Raw genomic sequence first — 16306 nt, forward strand, 5'->3', positions numbered from 1 at the left:
ATAGTTGATTGACTCTAAAAATGAACTAAAATACAAATTTAATCAAGTTGAAATTTCTTGCAAAATAGCTTAAAATCTTATTAATTTTAAGAAAAAAGTATTTTTTGCAATGATCGATTTCTCGATTGTTATAGTAAATTGGAATTCTACAGAATACTTAAGGGAATGCATTAAATCACTCAAAAAACATACTAAAAATTTATCATACGAAATTATTGTCATTGATAATAATTCAAATGATTTTAACCCTGATGAGTTTGAATCAGAATTCCCTGATATCAGAATAGTAAAGAATAAAGAAAACTTGGGATATGTAAAAGCGGCAAACCAAGGAGCAGCCTTGGCAAGAGGAAACTACTTGGTACTGCTTAATCCAGATACCTTGTTCATCGATAACTCACTGTATAAGATGAAAAAAGTCTTAGATGATAATCCAGAAATCGCAGTAGTGGGATGCAAAGTTTTAGATAAAAACTTAAAAGTAAGCCCATACACTATCCTTCAACTACCATCACTTAAAGATCATATCCTGAGAGAACTTCACTTAAAAAAGAACTTATGCAAGCCCAAGGATTATTATGAACAAAGTCGATACGTAAGCGGTGTTTCTGGATGTTGTTTTATGACCAGAAAAGCCTTAATAAATAAAGTTGGACTCTTTGACGAGAACATAGTAGCTTACAATGAGGAAGTAGATTTCTTCTTAAGAATCAAAAAATTAGGTTACAAAGTATTCTACCTCGCAGAAACCTCTATCATTCATTTCGACGGAGGTAGTTACTCATTAGTACCACTTCAGCGAGAAATAGACCTAAGAAAGAGCAGGCTCTATGTGGTTAAAAAGCATTATTCCAAGAGAATTTATTTAACTTGGCTTTTATTTGAAATAATCAATCTAATCTTAAAATCGATTTTAACTGGTATATTAAGCTTGCTACCTGGTTCAGCTAAGTTAATAAGAAGAGAATTTTTTAATAGAAAATTAAAGATTTTACACGAAATCTTTAAAACTGCATGTTGAACATTTTATCATTGCTTGCCTTTGCAGTAATATTATTTTTAAGTTCACTAAATCCTTTTAAGACATTGTATATCCTGATATTATTTACCATTTTTTTCAACCCCCTCATCCATTATCCATATAAGTATTATCTTTTTTCGCCAATTGGCGGCGAGAGTGGTGCCAATCTTTTAGATGTAATGAGTCTTGCATTTTTGATTGGTTTTATATTTTACTTTTTAAGTAAAAGAAGACGAGCCTTTATAACAAAAGCAGAAATTCTATTGATTTTATTAGTTTTATTACTAACAATTCCTGCTATAACGGGTCTTAAAAGCGGCCATACTGCAATTTCCGTCCTTAGAGACATGAAAAACCCTTTCTATTATTTTTTGGCTCTACCATTAGCTTCATGCATCGACTCAGAAAGAAAATTAAAAAAAGCTATCAACTTTATTTTAATACTATCCTATTGGGGTTTAGTATACTTTTGGATCTCAAAAATTCTTAATATCTCTTATTTATCAGAAAGCCCAGGGGGGTCGCGATTAATTCCTTTAACATCTGGAATTGTTAAAACTGCTTACGGTTTTTATAGCACATTCCCATTTTTCGCCTTCGGCTACTTTTGGAATCTTTCTCTTTATATTGCAGAACATAGTAAAAAATTCTTTTTAAGAAGTTTTTTATTTTTCCTAACAATATTTATCTCATTGTCAAGAGGGGCGTTTGTTGCACTTATCATTTCCACAATTACATTTTTATACTTTAGTGCTAAAACTTTCTCAAAAAAAATAGATGCAAAATCAATGAAATTTATCTCTATTTTTACGACAGCACTGATTTCATTTATTTTCATATTTCAAATAATTACACTGGAAAATTATACCTTTGCTGAAAAGCTATTGAAGATTCCATTCGTTGAACGTTACCTTAGCATTATAAAACCAGAAATTACTACACAAGAAGCTGTTGCAAGTGCTGAATTCAGATATAAAGCCATCACATACTTTAGATACCATAAAGAAGAAAACCCCAATTTCAATGAATTGATTGGTTATGGATACGGAGAAATTCCATATACCCCTTTGAAAATAGAGTTAGCAGAGTATTTAGGACACTCTGCAATAGGCTGGGGAATTTTCCGTCTTGGATTAATACTATTTTCAATATACATAATAATTTTATTTGTCCTGTTAAAAAGAGTTGGTAAATTCGTGCTTCAGAATGATGAAAAATTCCACAAAACGCTTTACATCGCCAACCTTTCATGGTTTGTATACAACTTCATAAGAGCTTTTCCTGCTGATACCTTGTTCAGTAACAATACATCTTCTACTATGACGCTCACAATAATGCTTGTATTTTTCCTATCAACCTATAAACAATTAACAACAAAAAAAGAAAGCATTACTTCATGAGAATTTTAATAGTTACTTGTGGCTTATCATCTGAAGTTGCGGGCATATCAAGTGTAATATTACAACTCGCTAAACAATGCAAACAAAAAGGACACACCGTAATTGTAGTAGGGAATACTAAAAAGAACCCAAAACTCGTAGAACAACTTATTTTATCAGGGATTAGAGTAGAAAACATTAATCTCTCTACTTCTTATCGTAATTTGCTTTCAAATCTAATAACTTTCATAAAATTAGTAAAACAATTTAAACCAGACGTGATTCACACTCACGATAGATGCTCCGATATCAAGTCATTCTTAATTTGTAAACTATTTAAAATAAAACATATAATTACGATCCATGGCATTGTGAGTGTATGGAAGAAATATGCAAATGAATTCAAATTTTCAAATAAATTCCTAAATCCGTTACTCAATAGAATATGGTTTCATGTGCTAAAAAAAGTCGATCATGTCGTAGCAGTTAGCGAAGCTGTGAAATATGATCTATTAAAAACCATACAGTTAAACGAAAATAAGATTGTAACAATTTACAATACAGTTGACTTAGAAAGGTTTTCGCCCATAAGTTATTTACCATCCCAACTACGTAAAGAATATTTCCCTGATCTTCCCAATAGATTTACTCTTACTTTCGTAGGACGTTTAGTCAACGAAAAGAAACCAGAATATCTAATACTTTTAGTTAGCGAATTAGTAAGAAGAGGCTACGATTGCCAAGGAGTTTTTGTGGGAGATGGGCCACTGATAACCAATCTCCAAAAAGAAGTCCAAAAGGCAGGATTAATAGACCGCATTTTTTTCTTGGGAAAAAGAAATGATATGCCAATTATCTATAACATATCTGACATTGTGTTGAATTTCCATGAAGGAGAATCTTTTGGTCTGGCTGTTGCAGAAGCTTTAAGTTGTGGAAGACCGGTTTTAGCTGTTGCTGGGGGAAACATTCCATATTTAATAAAGCACAACTTCAATGGATTTTTAATAAACGATTTAGACGTTAAAGTCGCATGTGACCATATTGTCACCCTTATAGAGGATAATAAAAAGTGGATTGCAATGGCTCTAAATGCGAGGAAAATTGCAGAAAATCTGTTTGGAAAATATGACTTTTCTGAAAAGTACTTGAAGTTATACTCAACTGTATGAACGTTGCAGAAATTACAAGACAACTTTTTAGTGAACTTGAAAAAAGGGGAATAAGATATTGCATATACAATGGTTATGAATATCTACCGAATGAGGTAAAAAGCGACCTTGATATTGCAATTGAAAAGAGAGCTTTTAAGGACCTAGATTATATCATATATAAATGTTCAGAAAACAATAACTCCATAGTCTTACACAAAATTTGGCACGACCCATGGAGAATCGCATATATAATATCACCTCTTTATATTGAAAAACCTTACAGTTTGCAATTGGATTTCTTTGGAGAGTTTACACTACGTGATTATAAAAAAAACAATACAATTTTAAGGTATTTAATTCTGGAAGAAGATGAGCTATTACTTGAAAGGAACAAAAAAGACTATTTTTATATTCCTTCGCCCTATTTGGAATTTTTTGTAAAGTTAACTACAATGATTTTTAAAGCCTCCTATTCTCAAGAAAAATTCGCTAAAATTTTAGAACTTTACCAGAACGAAAAAAATAAGGCTCAAGATCTAATAATCAGATTTTTCCAAAACCTTAGTTTAGAAATTTGCTCAAATCTCGAGAAAAATAATTTTGAATGGTTCGAAAAAAATAGAGACATCTTGATTAAAGCACTGAAAACTAATAAATTTAAATATCTTACCCCTTCAAGAATTTTCTTGTCTGTTAAAATGATAATACATCGTATCCTTAGACCAGTTGGTATGACTATCACTTTTTTAGGTCCTGATGGCTGCGGTAAATCGGCTATAGTAAATAAAACAGCCGAACTACTTTCAAAGAGTTTTCACGGTAGAAGTCTGTTCTATTGGAGGCCAGAGTTATTGAAACAACCAGGTGTTGCATTTGGATTAAGAGAAGACACAAAAACAGACAATCCAAACCCACATGATCTCCAACCGGAACCTTCCATAAAATCATCCTTTAGATTTTTGTATTACCTATTCGATTTTGTAATTGGATACATTTTGAAAGTCTATCCATTAAAAATTAAAAAACATCTCTGCATTTTTGATAGATATTATTATGATGTTTTAGTTGATAAAAAAAGGTATAATCTCTCTTTACCAACATTTATTTTAAAGTTGCCTTTGCCGCTGATACCTAAACCTGACATAACGTTCATCCTTGATGTGCCACCACAAGAACTTTATAAAAGGAAACAAGAGTTACCTTTATCTGAGCTTGAAAGGCAAAGAAATTTGTTCTTATCGTTGGCTAAAAAATTGCCAAATGCAATTATTATTGATAATAATCGCTCTTTGAAAGAATCATTAAACGAAATTACTTATAAAATTTTGAGTACAAAAAGTTACAAAACACGAGGCATATTAAAAATAAAGGAAGACCATACGAAAAAATGAAAATAATATTAATAGCGTATGCCTGCGAGCCTGGTAAGGGCTCTGAACCCAGGTTAGGTTGGTTATGGGTAAAACATTTATCCCGGAAGCATCGGGTATATGTAATAACAAGAGTAAGTAACAAATACGCTATAGAAAAGGAATTGAGTAATAACCCAATTCCAAATCTAAACTTCCTTTACTTTGATCTTCCTAAGCCCCTTCTATTCTGGAAAAGGGGCAGAATAGGAGTTCAAATCTATCATTATTTATGGCAAATAGGCATCTTTATCAAATTCGGATATCTAATAAAAAGACGAAATTTTGATATAGTTCACCATGTTACTTTTGGACACAATTGGCAGCCCGTGTTCCTTTCATTAGTAGCAAAAAATTTCATCTGGGGACCGATTGGTAGCGAAGATACCCCAAAAATTATACTGAAACAACTTCCATTTAAATATAAAATAAAAGAATATTTAAGAGAACTTGGAAGATTCATTTTACTTAACTTAGATCCATTTGTTCAATTGACCGCAAGAAAAGCAAAGGTTATTTTAGATTCCTCTTCAAGATGGACAAAAAAATACTATCACAAGGACATTCAAGCTAAGATTATAAAGTTTCCTCAAAATGGCATTGATCCAGAAGAACTCCCCCTCACTCCTAAGGAAATCTTGGAAAAAAAGGATTACAAAACCTTCAACATTGTTTTTGTTGGTGAATTTGTTCCATGGAAAGGGATTTTGTTCGTTGTGGATACTATCAAAAAGTTCGCTGAGTTTGCTGGAGACGATTGGAAAGCTATTTTAGTTGGATATGGCCCAGAATTAGAAAACGTTAAAAGAGAGTTATACTACTTAGGTAAAAAAGTCGCATTAACGGGAAAAATAAATATTAATGAAGTCTGGAATATCCTAATAAATGGGAATGTATTTCTATATCCCAGTTTCCACCATGGCCAGGCAACAGTTTTGATGCACGCATTGGCTTGTGGATTACCCGTGATATGCATAGAAGGAGACGCTACTGCAGAAACCATTACTTCAGATTGCGGCATTGTTGTAAAATTGGGTGACAAGGAAGAAATAGTTAGGGGATTAACTGAGGCACTACTAACTTTATATAAAGATCGAGAATTGTTGAAAAAACTTTCTAAGAATGCACAAGAACTGGTTTTTAGAGAGTATTCCTGGGAGAAAAAAGTAGATTTCGTAACAAAAATTTACTATAACCTATTAAACAACATAGAAAAATGAATATCCTTTTAGTCCATAATTTCCATCGCTCGGGGGCCCCAAGTGGAGATGATATTGTAGTAAAACAAGAAATTCAACTTTTGAAAAGCTACGGGCATGAAGTGATTTTGTTTTCGAAAAATAACGATGATTTTGAAAAACTTAATTTCATAAAAAAAATCGACACCTTTTTGCACCTTGATTATTCACAGAACGTATATAAAGAGCTTATTTCCCTTATAAAAAGTGAAAAATTTGATATAGCACACATACATAATATCTTCCCACTTATTACGCCCTCTGTTTACTTCGCATTAAAAGCATCTGGAATCCCAATTGTACACACTCTGCATGACTTTCGTTTTTTCTGCGCTAATGCCTTCCTTTTTAGAAATGGGAACATCTGCGAATTATGCCCCACTGAAAGCACTATTAATGCCGCGAAATATAAGTGTTTTAAAAATTCTTTTATTGGCTCTGTATTTGTTGCAAGGTATCTTTCGAAAATTAAAAAAGAAAGATACTTCCTTATTCCTCAAAAATACATCGCATTGACAGAATTTTCTAAACAAAAATTCATTGAATTTGGCATTCCTAAGGAAAAAATAGCGGTTAAACCTAATTTCGTTGAAAATTCACTCCCTAATCCAAAAAAAAAGAAAGCAGATTATTTTGTCTATGCAGGCCGTTTATCTGAGGAAAAAGGTATCAAAATTCTAATAAAAGCTTTTGCGGATGATAGACTTAGACAAATCCCATTAAAGATTATCGGTTCAGGTCCTTTGGAATGGGAGCTTAAACAGGCAGTTGAGAAATACAATTTGAAGAATATCGAAATCCTTGGATTACTTAGTAGATTAGAAGTCCTCAAACAAATGGAAAGTAGCATTGCAACCATCTTTCCCTCTATTTTGTATGAAACTTTTGGGCTTACGATCGTAGAATCCTTTTCTGTTGGAACTCCTGTAATTGCCTCAAATTTTGGGACGATGAGCGTTTTAATCAAACCCTTTAAAACCGGCCTACTTTTCGAAAGAGACAATCCTGAGGACTTAGCAGAAAAAATACTATATTTGTACAACAACCGAGAATTGGCTTACGAAATGGGGAAAAACGCTCGAGAAGAATACCTTCAAAAATACACACCAGAGGTGAATTATAATTTATTGATGCAAATTTATGAAGAAGCAATCAACGCTAACAAATAAAGTAAAGGTTGCTATAATTGGTTCAAGGGGACTGCCTCCAAGGTACGGTGGTTTTGAGGTTTTTGCCCATTACTTAGCACAGCATCTCGCCGATCAGAATTATCTTCCTGTAATATACTGTGTGAGCACACTTAAAAATTTGGAGTACGATAGAAGAATAAAACGCGTTTTTATAAAAACCCCTCCAATCAGGTCTCTGGAAAAGCTTACATTAAGTAATCTCGCCACTCTTCATGCGGTCTTCTCAGAAAAGGCTGACGTAATAATTTACTTAGGAGTCTCTGGCGGGTTGACCGCTTGGATTCCAAAATTACTCAAAATTCCAATAATTCTTAACCCTGACGGCCTTGAGTGGAAGAGAAAAAAGTGGAATTTTTTGGGAAGATCCCTTTTGCTCCTTCTTGAGAGAATTGCTGTAAGACTCTCTGACACAATTGTTGCTGATAATGTTGCCATCGGTAACTATATAGAAACAAGATATAGGAAAAAATGGGTCTTCATACCCTATGGGTGCAATGATTGCCTCATCCATGAAGGTAAGTGGGAAGAATTAAAAGAAAGTTACGGTTTAGAAAAAAATAATTATTACCTTGTTGTTGGGAGGAATGTTCCCGAAAATAACCATGACCTTATTATCAGCGGATTCCTGAAGAGCAATTCCGGCAAAAAACTGGTGATTGTCTCAGATAAACCAGCAAATAAACCTGCAAAGGATGAAAAAATTATCTTTACAGGCCCTATCTTCGACAATATCAAATTAAATACTCTCAGAAAATACGCTTTTGCTTACATTCACGGGCATAGTGTAGGAGGTACAAATCCGTCGCTACTCGAGGCCATTGCCTGTGATAACCTTGTAATTGCCTATGATGTACCTTTTAACAGAGAGGTTTTAGAAAAATACGGCCTTTATTTTAAATCCGATGAGAAACTGGAAAATATCATTAAAAGCCTTGAACTCGCTGATGATCCAATACAAACAGGGATACTGAAATTTTACGAACAAATAAGAGTAGAAAAATACAACTGGCAGAGGGTAGTGGAAGCTTATGAAAAAATTATAAGAGAAGTTGCAAAACCATGAATATATTGTTAATTCTGCTCTCCGTTGGTTATCCCAAATTAATTCCCGACGATGTGCTATTTGAATCCCTTATAAGAAACCAATATTTTCAACTTCAAAACGTACGATTCTCAATACCTCCAAAATTTTCGGGATTAGAAAAATCAGTTTACAGTCAGAACATACTTCACACTTTCACAGTGAATTTCGAATATTTTTATGATTCAACAGGTACCCTTGATCTCTTTCCAAGATTTTTCTACAAATACAATAACATGGGCGTTGTCATTGAGCCACTTTTCAGGCTTGGTAAGGTAAGGGGTTGGCCCTACGCTAAGTGGCAAGATATAGTTTGCGGAGCTTATTCAAGGGCATATTGGTATTATGAGCTTCCAAATTTTATCTTTTTTCTGGGAAGAAATAAACTTCAGGTGAACTTAGAAGGAATTTTGTCAGAAGAAGACCCTCCCATTGATGGATTCCTGAGCATATTTAGAGGTAAGTATGTCAATTTTTCCTTCTTTTTAGGACAACTGGATTCAAGAATACCGAGGGATTCGAGTAATTTCTATGAAACAGGCAAGCTTTACAATCGCTATCTATCAATACATTCCTTAGAATATAAAATCAAGCGATTAACTTTTTCTTTTACCGAGGCTGTTCTTTATTTCTCAAACACAAATATGCCGGATTGGTACTTCCTTAATCCATTTATGATCTACCATCCACGGGTATTAGATTCGACAGAAGGTGGTGAACACAACACATTCTGGATATTATCAGGGAACTATTGGGGTGCGAAATTTTCTTCGCACTTTGAGTTTCTCATTGACGATTTTCATCTTCCCGATCCCGATCAGTGGGCACCTCATAAACTGGCCTGGATTTTTAAGAGTTACGTGATTGATTTTCCGTTTAAGGCGTCTGTCTCTGGACTCTCTTACACAGGGGCAACACGATGGACCTATACTCACGGCTTGAGTTTGCTCTATTACAATAACCGCGGTGAAGTTATGGGTAATTTGAACGAAAATGATTTCGATAAGCTTGAGATTTTTACAAGAAAACATTTCGGCAACAAACTGGACCTAAGAACCTCATTCTGGTTTAAGAGAAAGGGAGAAGCAAATACGGAAGAAAAGGATATCTACTGGGAGAGAGGAATTGATTATCCACGAGAATATTTTTTGACGGGAATTGTAGAAAAGCGCCTTGGAACAGGTATTGAACTGGACTTTCACACGCCCCGGATTGTTATCCGCTCAAATTTCGAATATGACTGGATTTGGAACTATAAGCACCTTCAGAGTAATAAGGGTAGTGAGCTAAGGCTTAAACTTTACGGGAGTGCAGGCATTTTTTAAACTAAATTTAAAATCTTGAAACAGGACCTAACCAGAATTCCTCCTGGTCAAAAACAGGTTAATCTTTTTATTCTTAAACCTCGTAATCCTCAAATACCCCACCACATATACCACTAGATAAAGCAGATACAAAGCGATCAATACTTTTGTGTTTGATCGGAAGAAAAAGGCAAGAAGGCAGGTGAGGAGGCTGCCAGTCCAGAAGAGTGGAGAAGTCTTCGCATTGTTCCGCACATACCTCTTGAATACGAGGGAATGCATATGTAAAAAATCTGCATCCATCGCATTCTTTTTCTTTGCAAAGCGCCTCCGGTAAATGGAGAAAATCGTTTCCGTGAATGGATAGGCAACGCAGAGAAACGGATACCAGGGAGATATCCTTTGATTTCTGTAAACAAGAAGTATTGATGTTGTGGCAATCAGAAAGCCAAGGAAGTAGGCACCGTTATCGCCGAGCAAGATCTTACCAGAGGGATAATTGTTCAAAATAAAGCCCAAAAGGGCAAAAATCGCAAGGAGAGAAATTGAAAAGACAACAAAGTCTCTTACAAGGTAAGCAGTTAAACTGTAAAAACCGAGGATTATGATTCCTATTCCGCTGGCAAGTCCGTGAAGTCCATCAATAATGTTAAAAGAATTGGTAATTCCCGCGACAGCAAATATTGTAAAGGCTAATCCGAAAAAGGTGATTTTGAGCACCAGGTCAATAATGGGAATATCCACGTAGCTTATGTAAACCTTAAAAACGAGGCTAAAAAGCAAAGCGGTACAGAAAGAGACAGACAATCTTATAGAAGGTCTTACCTTCTGGAACATATCCTCGTAAAGGGCTATGAGGACAACAGGCATAGAGACTAAAATAAGTAAGAGAAGGCCTTTTAAATTAACCACTAATCCAGCGAGTACCAATGAAATAACAATTGCAATTCCACCCATCCTTGAAACCTTTTCAGGGTGTACTTTCTGAGGCCCGCTTCCCGGCGTATCTTGAACGGCCTTAAGATTGGCAAAATGTCTACTTAGAAGCCACGAAAGTAAAAAAGCTATAACGCTTCCTGCAAACAGTCTTACTTGTAGAGCTAAAGCCTTTTTTAAACTACCTAACATTTAAGTTACTACCATTCTCACCTGCAAAATTATAACTCTCTTGAAAAATAGATTCAACAGGAAGTTAATGCATAATTAACCTCAAGCGGTACTCTGCCATTATAACTTATCCCATGCTTTAAAATATTTTCACAGGGAGAAAGAATGCCGGTTCTTGAGGTAAATTCGCTGATAAAATTTTATGGGAAGGTTCAGGCCTTGAAAGGTATCTCCTTCTCCGCTGAAGAAGGGGAAATTTTCGGGCTAATTGGCCCTAACGGAGCGGGAAAGACCACTACCCTTAGAATCCTTTCTACCCTACTAACTCCATCGGGTGGCGAGGTTAAAGTTTTGGGATTCGACGTCCAAAAGGATGCATCAAAGATTAGAAAATTCATCAGTTACCTACCTGAAGAAGCGGGGGCTTACAGGAACCTTCGGGGCATCGACTACCTGAAACTAATGGCCCATCTTTACGCCGATGATAAAAAGGAAGTTGAAAAAATGGTCTTAAAGGCTATTGAAATTGCGAAATTGGGGGACAGGATTTACTCAAAGGTTTCCACATACAGCAAGGGAATGACGAGAAAGCTCCTTTTGGCCCGCGCCCTTATGCACGAACCAAAACTTGCCATCCTCGATGAACCCACATCGGGCCTTGATGTTTTGAATGCCCACGAAATAAGGAAAATCATCAAGGAGTTTGCCAGAGAGGGCAAAACGGTGCTCCTTTCTTCTCACAATATGTTAGAGGTCGAATATCTCTGTGACAGAGTCGCCTTTATCCATGAAGGTAATATTGTAGAACAGGGAAAACCAGAGGAACTTAAAAAGAAATACGGGGTAAAGAATCTGGAAGAGGTCTTCGTGGAGGCTGTCAAATGAGAAAGTTCACTGCACTACTGATTAAGGAATTAAGGGAGCTTATCAACAAACAGCTCATTGCATCCTTCGTTATCATCATCTTAATGTTCCAAATTATCGGAAAAATCGGCGAATCTGAGAGTAAAAAACTGGAAGAAAGGAAAGAGATCGGACTTGTAATGCTGGATGAGGGTAAGTACAGTAAAACCATAGAAACTACCTTGCGAAGCATCTTTAACGTCTATTATGTCGAAGGTAGTACTCCAGAAGAATGGATGAAAAACGCTTACGAATCGGACATCAGAAATGTGGTTGTAGTCCCTCAGGCTTTCTCGAGGGAAATCGAAGCAGGGAAAAGGGCAAAAATCGAGGTCTACGCAGTTACAAAATCTCTCGGAATAAGGGAACGCATTCAAAAAACGATACTTACAAGCATCATCAACAGCCTGAACGCATCCATATCCCGAGAACTTCTCCTCGAAAAAACAAAGGGAGAAGATCCTGAATTTCTGACAAAACCCGTTTCAACAGAGGAATATGTCTATCTGAAGGGCAAAATATTAAAGGCATCGTCGGATGCCATATTTGCTTATATGATCCAGCAATCCATTTTCATTCCTATCATTCTCTTTCTCTTGCTGGTTTTCACCTCTCAGATGATTGCCACTGCAATGGGCCAGGAAAAGGAAAACAAGACCCTTGAGACCCTCTTAACCACACCCGTTTCCCGCGCCTCCATCATTTTTGCAAAGATGATCTCCGCCGTTATCCTTTCTTGTATTTTCGCCGGTGCTTATATGTACGGGTTTAAAGGATATATGTTCGCTGGAACCGGCGGGGCATTAAGTGAACTCATCAAAATTGCTAAGAATTACGATCTTGCACTCCCCGTTCAGGGGATCATTCTCTTTGGAATTTGCATATTTCTTTCTCTCTTAACAGGACTCTTGATGACAACAATTATTTCCCTCTTTGTGGAGGATACCCGATCTGCCCAGTTGGCCATAACACCCGTAATGATCCTGCTTCTTGTACCCTATTTCCTCAGTTTCACCGTAGACATTATGGAACTAAGCCCCGTGGCGAAGACCGTTATATACCTGATTCCCTTCACCCACCCTTTCTACTTTTATAAATTCTATATGCTGGGCTATATGAAGGATGTTTTCTTTGGAATTGGCTACTTAGTTCTACTCAATATTCTCCTTACCCTACTCATCATTAAACTATTCTCAACGGACCTCCTCCTCACTGCGAGAATTAACCTGAGGAGAGGCAGGTAGGAAAGGCGAATCGGAATTTTTTTAACGCCTTTCCTCTGTTTTTCAATCCTTGCAAATCCTTAATCTTGATTGCACAGATTCAAGTGTATAATTAGTTCAAATCAAGGAGGGAATGATGATTTTCAAAAAAATACAACACGCTATTTCTTTAGCACTGCCAGCTTTGGTGCTTATCCTTAGCTGTGCAAAGGTAAATAACAATAACACCCTCACTGAGAATGCAACACTAAAATTTACCGTTTCTGGGTACGAATTGTTGGATATGGCAAAGGATGGATCCTGGTTTGCAGGCTATGACGTAACCAATCACAAAGTGGCCGGATTCAGCGGGGCAAACGGAAGTAAAATCTGGGAATACACAATCCCAAAGGTCTGGATTAACACTTATGCAGGACCAGAAGAGGTTCAGGACTGGGTGCGTTATGGCGCAAAAATTACCGATGATGGAAACTATATCCTTTTAGCCTGCGAATATACTAAAACGATATTGAGCAAAACGGGGACCGTGATCTTTTACGCCGATAGCTTCAACTACGGAGATATAAGTTTCTCTCTCGGAGGACCCGCCGATATAACCGGGGACGGTTCCTATTTTGTTCAGGGAAATCCTCTGACCCTATTTACACAAACAGGACAAGTAGTATGGTGCAAAGCGGGTGATCAATACGGAAGCTTATCAAATAACGTGGCAATCAGCAGAAATGGGAGTTATGTGGCAAGGGATTATGGTGACGTTTATCTTTACGACTTCTCGGGAAATCTCGTGCGCAGAATACCGGATAACGAAATTGTATCACATTTTATCAAGTTTTCTCCGGAGGGTGACCTAATATTCTGGGGTGGACTGGGCGGAGGCAAAGTAATCGATCTTATGGGCAACACTATCCATTTGGAAACCACCAATGATTTCTACGGAGTTTCCGATATGGCCATACCCGAAAGCGATTCCCTCTTATTTGTTGCACTCGCTGGGAAAGTGAAACTTTACACCCTCTCATCAACATCCTCTTTACTCTGGGAAAACGATTCCACCCCAGGTATGGTTTACGTCGATGTGAGCAGTGACGGAAGCCTGTTTGGTGCTATAGGTGGGGGCTATGTTTACATATTTGACAGGAATGGACAGATTCTCTTTTCCGCCAGCCAGGATGGAGGCTCAGGCGGGAAAATAATAATCGGCGGGAGAATAAGAATCTCCGCCAACGGTAAATATTTTTGTGCTCAGGGAGGCGGAGGAATATACTACTACGAAATGAAGTAAAATTATTTAATGAGTACAGGCAGCAGGCTTGCCCTCGTCTTTTACTATTCTGGCAAGCACAGGTACAGCATTAATGCCCTTTTGGGGGCCATTGAACAGGATGAAGAGCTTAAAAACCTAAACACCTTTCTCTTCGAAAATCCTCCGGATCTTTTAAAGGGCATTAGGGGACTCCCAAGCGATTATGAAAAAGTAGTTGTAGGCATCTCCTTCTTTACCACGGAGCTCTGGGAAACCATAAATCTTGTTGAATCAATAAAAAGGCTTGAGAGGAGGGTCTTTCTCATTGCCGGTGGACCTCACCCCTCCGGCGACCCTGAGGGAACACTCAAAATGGGCTTTGACCTTGTGGTAAGGGGAGAGGCAGAAGAGACCTTAAAGGAAATTCTCAAGAAATTTCAGAGAGACGAAGATATAAAGGATGTGAAAGGGATTTATTATCTTGAAAAGGACAATCTCTTTTTCACAGGTCAAAGAACTCCGATTAACCTTGATAATTTTTTCCCTTTTTCCTTGAAACATGTCAAATTTGGTCCCATTGAGATCACAAGGGGATGCCCTTACGGTTGCTATTACTGTCAGACCCCAAGGATCTTTGGTTCAAAACCAAGGCACAGAAGTAAAGAGATCATCTGGGAGTATGTAAAGATAATGAAAGAAAGAGGACTGGGAGATACCCGATTCATTACGCCCAGTTTCCTTAGTTACGGTTCGGAGGATGGCAAAACACCAAACCTTGAGTTCATTGAAGAATTCCTTGCAGGGGCGAGGCAGATTCTAAAAAATGAAGGTAGAATCTTTGTAGGGACTTTCCCCTCCGAGATAAGGCCCGAACACGTAACCCCAGAAAGCTTGAAATTGATTAAAAAATATGCGGACAACAATAACATCATTATTGGAATGCAAAGCGGAAGTGATAGGATCTTAAATCTTATTCATCGAGGTCATACGGTAGAAGATGGAATCAGAGCGGTTCAATACACCTTAGAGGCAGGTCTCATCCCAAAGGTGGATTTCCTTTTCGGCCTGCCTTTTGAAGAGGAAGAAGATCAGTTAGAGTCAATAAAAATTATGAAGAGACTTATCGAAATGGGAGCGATCATTCATGCCCACACCTTTTTACCCCTCCCCGGTACTCCTTTCAGCAAGTACAAGCCTACCAAACTCTCTAAAACATTGAAAGATTTCCTGAAGTACTACTCATCCAAAGGACGTGTTTACGGAGATTGGCAAAAACAGGAAGAACTCGGCATAAAAATCACAGAATACCTTGTAAGTCAAAAACCTTAATTTCATCATGGTTATAAGAGAAATAAAAGCGAAAAACATACTTACAAAGTCAAAGGTTTACGACTGGGTGTTAAACCCCTATATTGGTTGCCAGCATGCGTGTACCTACTGCTATGCCCGTTTTATGAAAAAATTTACCGGGCATAGGGAAAGCTGGGGAGAATTTGTAGATGTAAAGATCAATGCGCCCGAGCTTTTAGCAAAGGAGATTAAGAAAAAGAGAAGGGGAGAAATCTGGATAAGTGGCATCTGCGATCCTTATCAACCTGTGGAGAAAAAATACCAGCTTACGCGAAAATGCTTAGAAATCCTCTCGGATTATGATTGGCATGTCTTCCTTCAGACAAAATCACCCTTGGTTCTAAGAGACCTCGATATCATAAAGAGATTCAAATACATCGATGTGGGATTCTCCCTTCTATTTCATCGAGGCTCGCTGCCTTGAGAACGCTTCACGAAAATGGTTTAAAAACCTATGTAATGATCGCACCGGTGCTCCCAGGTGCTGAAGAGCTCCCTGAATTCCTAAAGAATATCGTGGATTACATTATCGTTGATAAACTCAATTACCACTACGCTGACTGGGTTCTCAAAAAATACAATTTGCCGAGGATAGAGAAACTCGACTTTTTAGTGGATAAGTTAAAAAAGACAGGCTTACCTGTGGAAGTGGTCGGGCAATAAAAATTCGCGTTATTTTTCAATTTTCAGCTGCATTATTACAC

General features: G+C 37.1%; 15 protein-coding genes. 14 read left to right on the forward strand and 1 reads right to left on the reverse strand.

From position 1 onward, the window contains the following. Positions 1 to 109: 109 nt before the first annotated feature. From ABIM45_07240 to ABIM45_07275, 8 genes are read left to right on the forward strand one after another with little or no spacing between them, the layout of a single operon-like run. Positions 110 to 1021, forward strand: a complete 912-nt coding sequence (locus ABIM45_07240) for a glycosyltransferase family 2 protein (protein MEO0239694.1) — start codon at positions 110 to 112, stop codon at positions 1019 to 1021. After that, on the forward strand, positions 1015 to 2421 hold the full coding sequence (locus ABIM45_07245) for a hypothetical protein (GenBank protein ID MEO0239695.1): 1407 nt from the start codon (positions 1015 to 1017) through the stop codon (positions 2419 to 2421). The genes ABIM45_07240 and ABIM45_07245 overlap by 7 nt, the downstream gene beginning before the upstream one ends. Continuing rightward, positions 2418 to 3572, forward strand: a complete 1155-nt coding sequence (locus ABIM45_07250) for a glycosyltransferase family 4 protein (protein ID MEO0239696.1) — start codon at positions 2418 to 2420, stop codon at positions 3570 to 3572. Before ABIM45_07245 ends, ABIM45_07250 begins: the two co-directional genes overlap by 4 nt. Next, on the forward strand, positions 3569 to 4945 hold the full coding sequence (locus tag ABIM45_07255) for a hypothetical protein (protein MEO0239697.1): 1377 nt from the start codon (positions 3569 to 3571) through the stop codon (positions 4943 to 4945). Before ABIM45_07250 ends, ABIM45_07255 begins: the two co-directional genes overlap by 4 nt. Further along, a complete protein-coding gene (locus ABIM45_07260) occupies positions 4942 to 6183 on the forward strand; it encodes a glycosyltransferase family 4 protein (GenBank protein MEO0239698.1) in 1242 nt (413 codons plus the stop codon). The genes ABIM45_07255 and ABIM45_07260 overlap by 4 nt, the downstream gene beginning before the upstream one ends. After that, complete coding sequence (locus tag ABIM45_07265) at positions 6180 to 7370, forward strand: glycosyltransferase family 4 protein (protein MEO0239699.1); 1191 nt, start codon at positions 6180 to 6182, stop codon at positions 7368 to 7370. Before ABIM45_07260 ends, ABIM45_07265 begins: the two co-directional genes overlap by 4 nt. Further along, positions 7342 to 8454 (forward strand): DUF1972 domain-containing protein, encoded by a 1113-nt coding sequence (locus tag ABIM45_07270; protein MEO0239700.1) that lies wholly within the window; start codon positions 7342 to 7344, stop codon positions 8452 to 8454. Before ABIM45_07265 ends, ABIM45_07270 begins: the two co-directional genes overlap by 29 nt. After that, positions 8451 to 9797: a hypothetical protein gene (locus tag ABIM45_07275; GenBank protein MEO0239701.1), complete on the forward strand. Its 1347-nt coding sequence runs from the start codon at positions 8451 to 8453 to the stop codon at positions 9795 to 9797. The genes ABIM45_07270 and ABIM45_07275 overlap by 4 nt, the downstream gene beginning before the upstream one ends. A 27-nt stretch (positions 9798 to 9824) precedes the next feature. Here ABIM45_07275 and ABIM45_07280 read toward each other — a convergent pair whose 3' ends face one another. Continuing rightward, a complete protein-coding gene (locus ABIM45_07280; protein ID MEO0239702.1) occupies positions 9825 to 10904 on the reverse strand; it encodes a glycosyltransferase in 1080 nt (359 codons plus the stop codon). 144 nt (positions 10905 to 11048) lie between these two features. Between ABIM45_07280 and ABIM45_07285 the strand changes: the two genes are divergently transcribed. The 6 genes from ABIM45_07285 (at position 11049) to ABIM45_07310 (ending at position 16265) form a co-directional block, all read left to right on the forward strand. Beyond that, complete coding sequence (locus tag ABIM45_07285; protein ID MEO0239703.1) at positions 11049 to 11768, forward strand: ABC transporter ATP-binding protein; 720 nt, start codon at positions 11049 to 11051, stop codon at positions 11766 to 11768. Further along, positions 11765 to 13030, forward strand: coding sequence for an ABC transporter permease (locus ABIM45_07290; protein MEO0239704.1), 1266 nt, complete (start codon positions 11765 to 11767; stop codon positions 13028 to 13030). Before ABIM45_07285 ends, ABIM45_07290 begins: the two co-directional genes overlap by 4 nt. Positions 13031 to 13145: 115 nt before the next feature. After that, positions 13146 to 14291: a hypothetical protein gene (locus ABIM45_07295; GenBank protein ID MEO0239705.1), complete on the forward strand. Its 1146-nt coding sequence runs from the start codon at positions 13146 to 13148 to the stop codon at positions 14289 to 14291. 9 nt (positions 14292 to 14300) lie between these two features. Beyond that, complete coding sequence (locus ABIM45_07300) at positions 14301 to 15581, forward strand: TIGR04013 family B12-binding domain/radical SAM domain-containing protein (protein MEO0239706.1); 1281 nt, start codon at positions 14301 to 14303, stop codon at positions 15579 to 15581. A 7-nt stretch (positions 15582 to 15588) separates the two neighbouring features. Next, a complete protein-coding gene (locus tag ABIM45_07305; protein ID MEO0239707.1) occupies positions 15589 to 16026 on the forward strand; it encodes a radical SAM protein in 438 nt (145 codons plus the stop codon). Then, complete coding sequence (locus ABIM45_07310; GenBank protein ID MEO0239708.1) at positions 16023 to 16265, forward strand: hypothetical protein; 243 nt, start codon at positions 16023 to 16025, stop codon at positions 16263 to 16265. Before ABIM45_07305 ends, ABIM45_07310 begins: the two co-directional genes overlap by 4 nt. The last annotated feature ends 41 nt before the right edge of the window (positions 16266 to 16306 follow it).

This window comes from candidate division WOR-3 bacterium (genome assembly GCA_039803545.1).
Lineage (GTDB): Bacteria > Hydrothermota > Hydrothermia > UBA1063 > UBA1063 > UBA1063.

Coding starts and splice junctions, on each gene's coding strand:
- ABIM45_07245 (MEO0239695.1), top strand. CDS start 1,015: ATGTTGAACATTTTATCATTGCTTGCCTTTGCAGTAATATTATTTTTA.
- ABIM45_07270 (MEO0239700.1), top strand. CDS start 7,342: ATGAAGAAGCAATCAACGCTAACAAATAAAGTAAAGGTTGCTATAATT.
- ABIM45_07295 (MEO0239705.1), top strand. CDS start 13,146: ATGATTTTCAAAAAAATACAACACGCTATTTCTTTAGCACTGCCAGCT.
- ABIM45_07250 (MEO0239696.1), top strand. CDS start 2,418: ATGAGAATTTTAATAGTTACTTGTGGCTTATCATCTGAAGTTGCGGGC.
- ABIM45_07240 (MEO0239694.1), top strand. CDS start 110: ATGATCGATTTCTCGATTGTTATAGTAAATTGGAATTCTACAGAATAC.
- ABIM45_07280 (MEO0239702.1), bottom strand. CDS start 10,904: ATGTTAGGTAGTTTAAAAAAGGCTTTAGCTCTACAAGTAAGACTGTTT.
- ABIM45_07260 (MEO0239698.1), top strand. CDS start 4,942: ATGAAAATAATATTAATAGCGTATGCCTGCGAGCCTGGTAAGGGCTCT.
- ABIM45_07300 (MEO0239706.1), top strand. CDS start 14,301: ATGAGTACAGGCAGCAGGCTTGCCCTCGTCTTTTACTATTCTGGCAAG.
- ABIM45_07305 (MEO0239707.1), top strand. CDS start 15,589: ATGGTTATAAGAGAAATAAAAGCGAAAAACATACTTACAAAGTCAAAG.
- ABIM45_07275 (MEO0239701.1), top strand. CDS start 8,451: ATGAATATATTGTTAATTCTGCTCTCCGTTGGTTATCCCAAATTAATT.
- ABIM45_07290 (MEO0239704.1), top strand. CDS start 11,765: ATGAGAAAGTTCACTGCACTACTGATTAAGGAATTAAGGGAGCTTATC.
- ABIM45_07285 (MEO0239703.1), top strand. CDS start 11,049: ATGCCGGTTCTTGAGGTAAATTCGCTGATAAAATTTTATGGGAAGGTT.
- ABIM45_07255 (MEO0239697.1), top strand. CDS start 3,569: ATGAACGTTGCAGAAATTACAAGACAACTTTTTAGTGAACTTGAAAAA.
- ABIM45_07265 (MEO0239699.1), top strand. CDS start 6,180: ATGAATATCCTTTTAGTCCATAATTTCCATCGCTCGGGGGCCCCAAGT.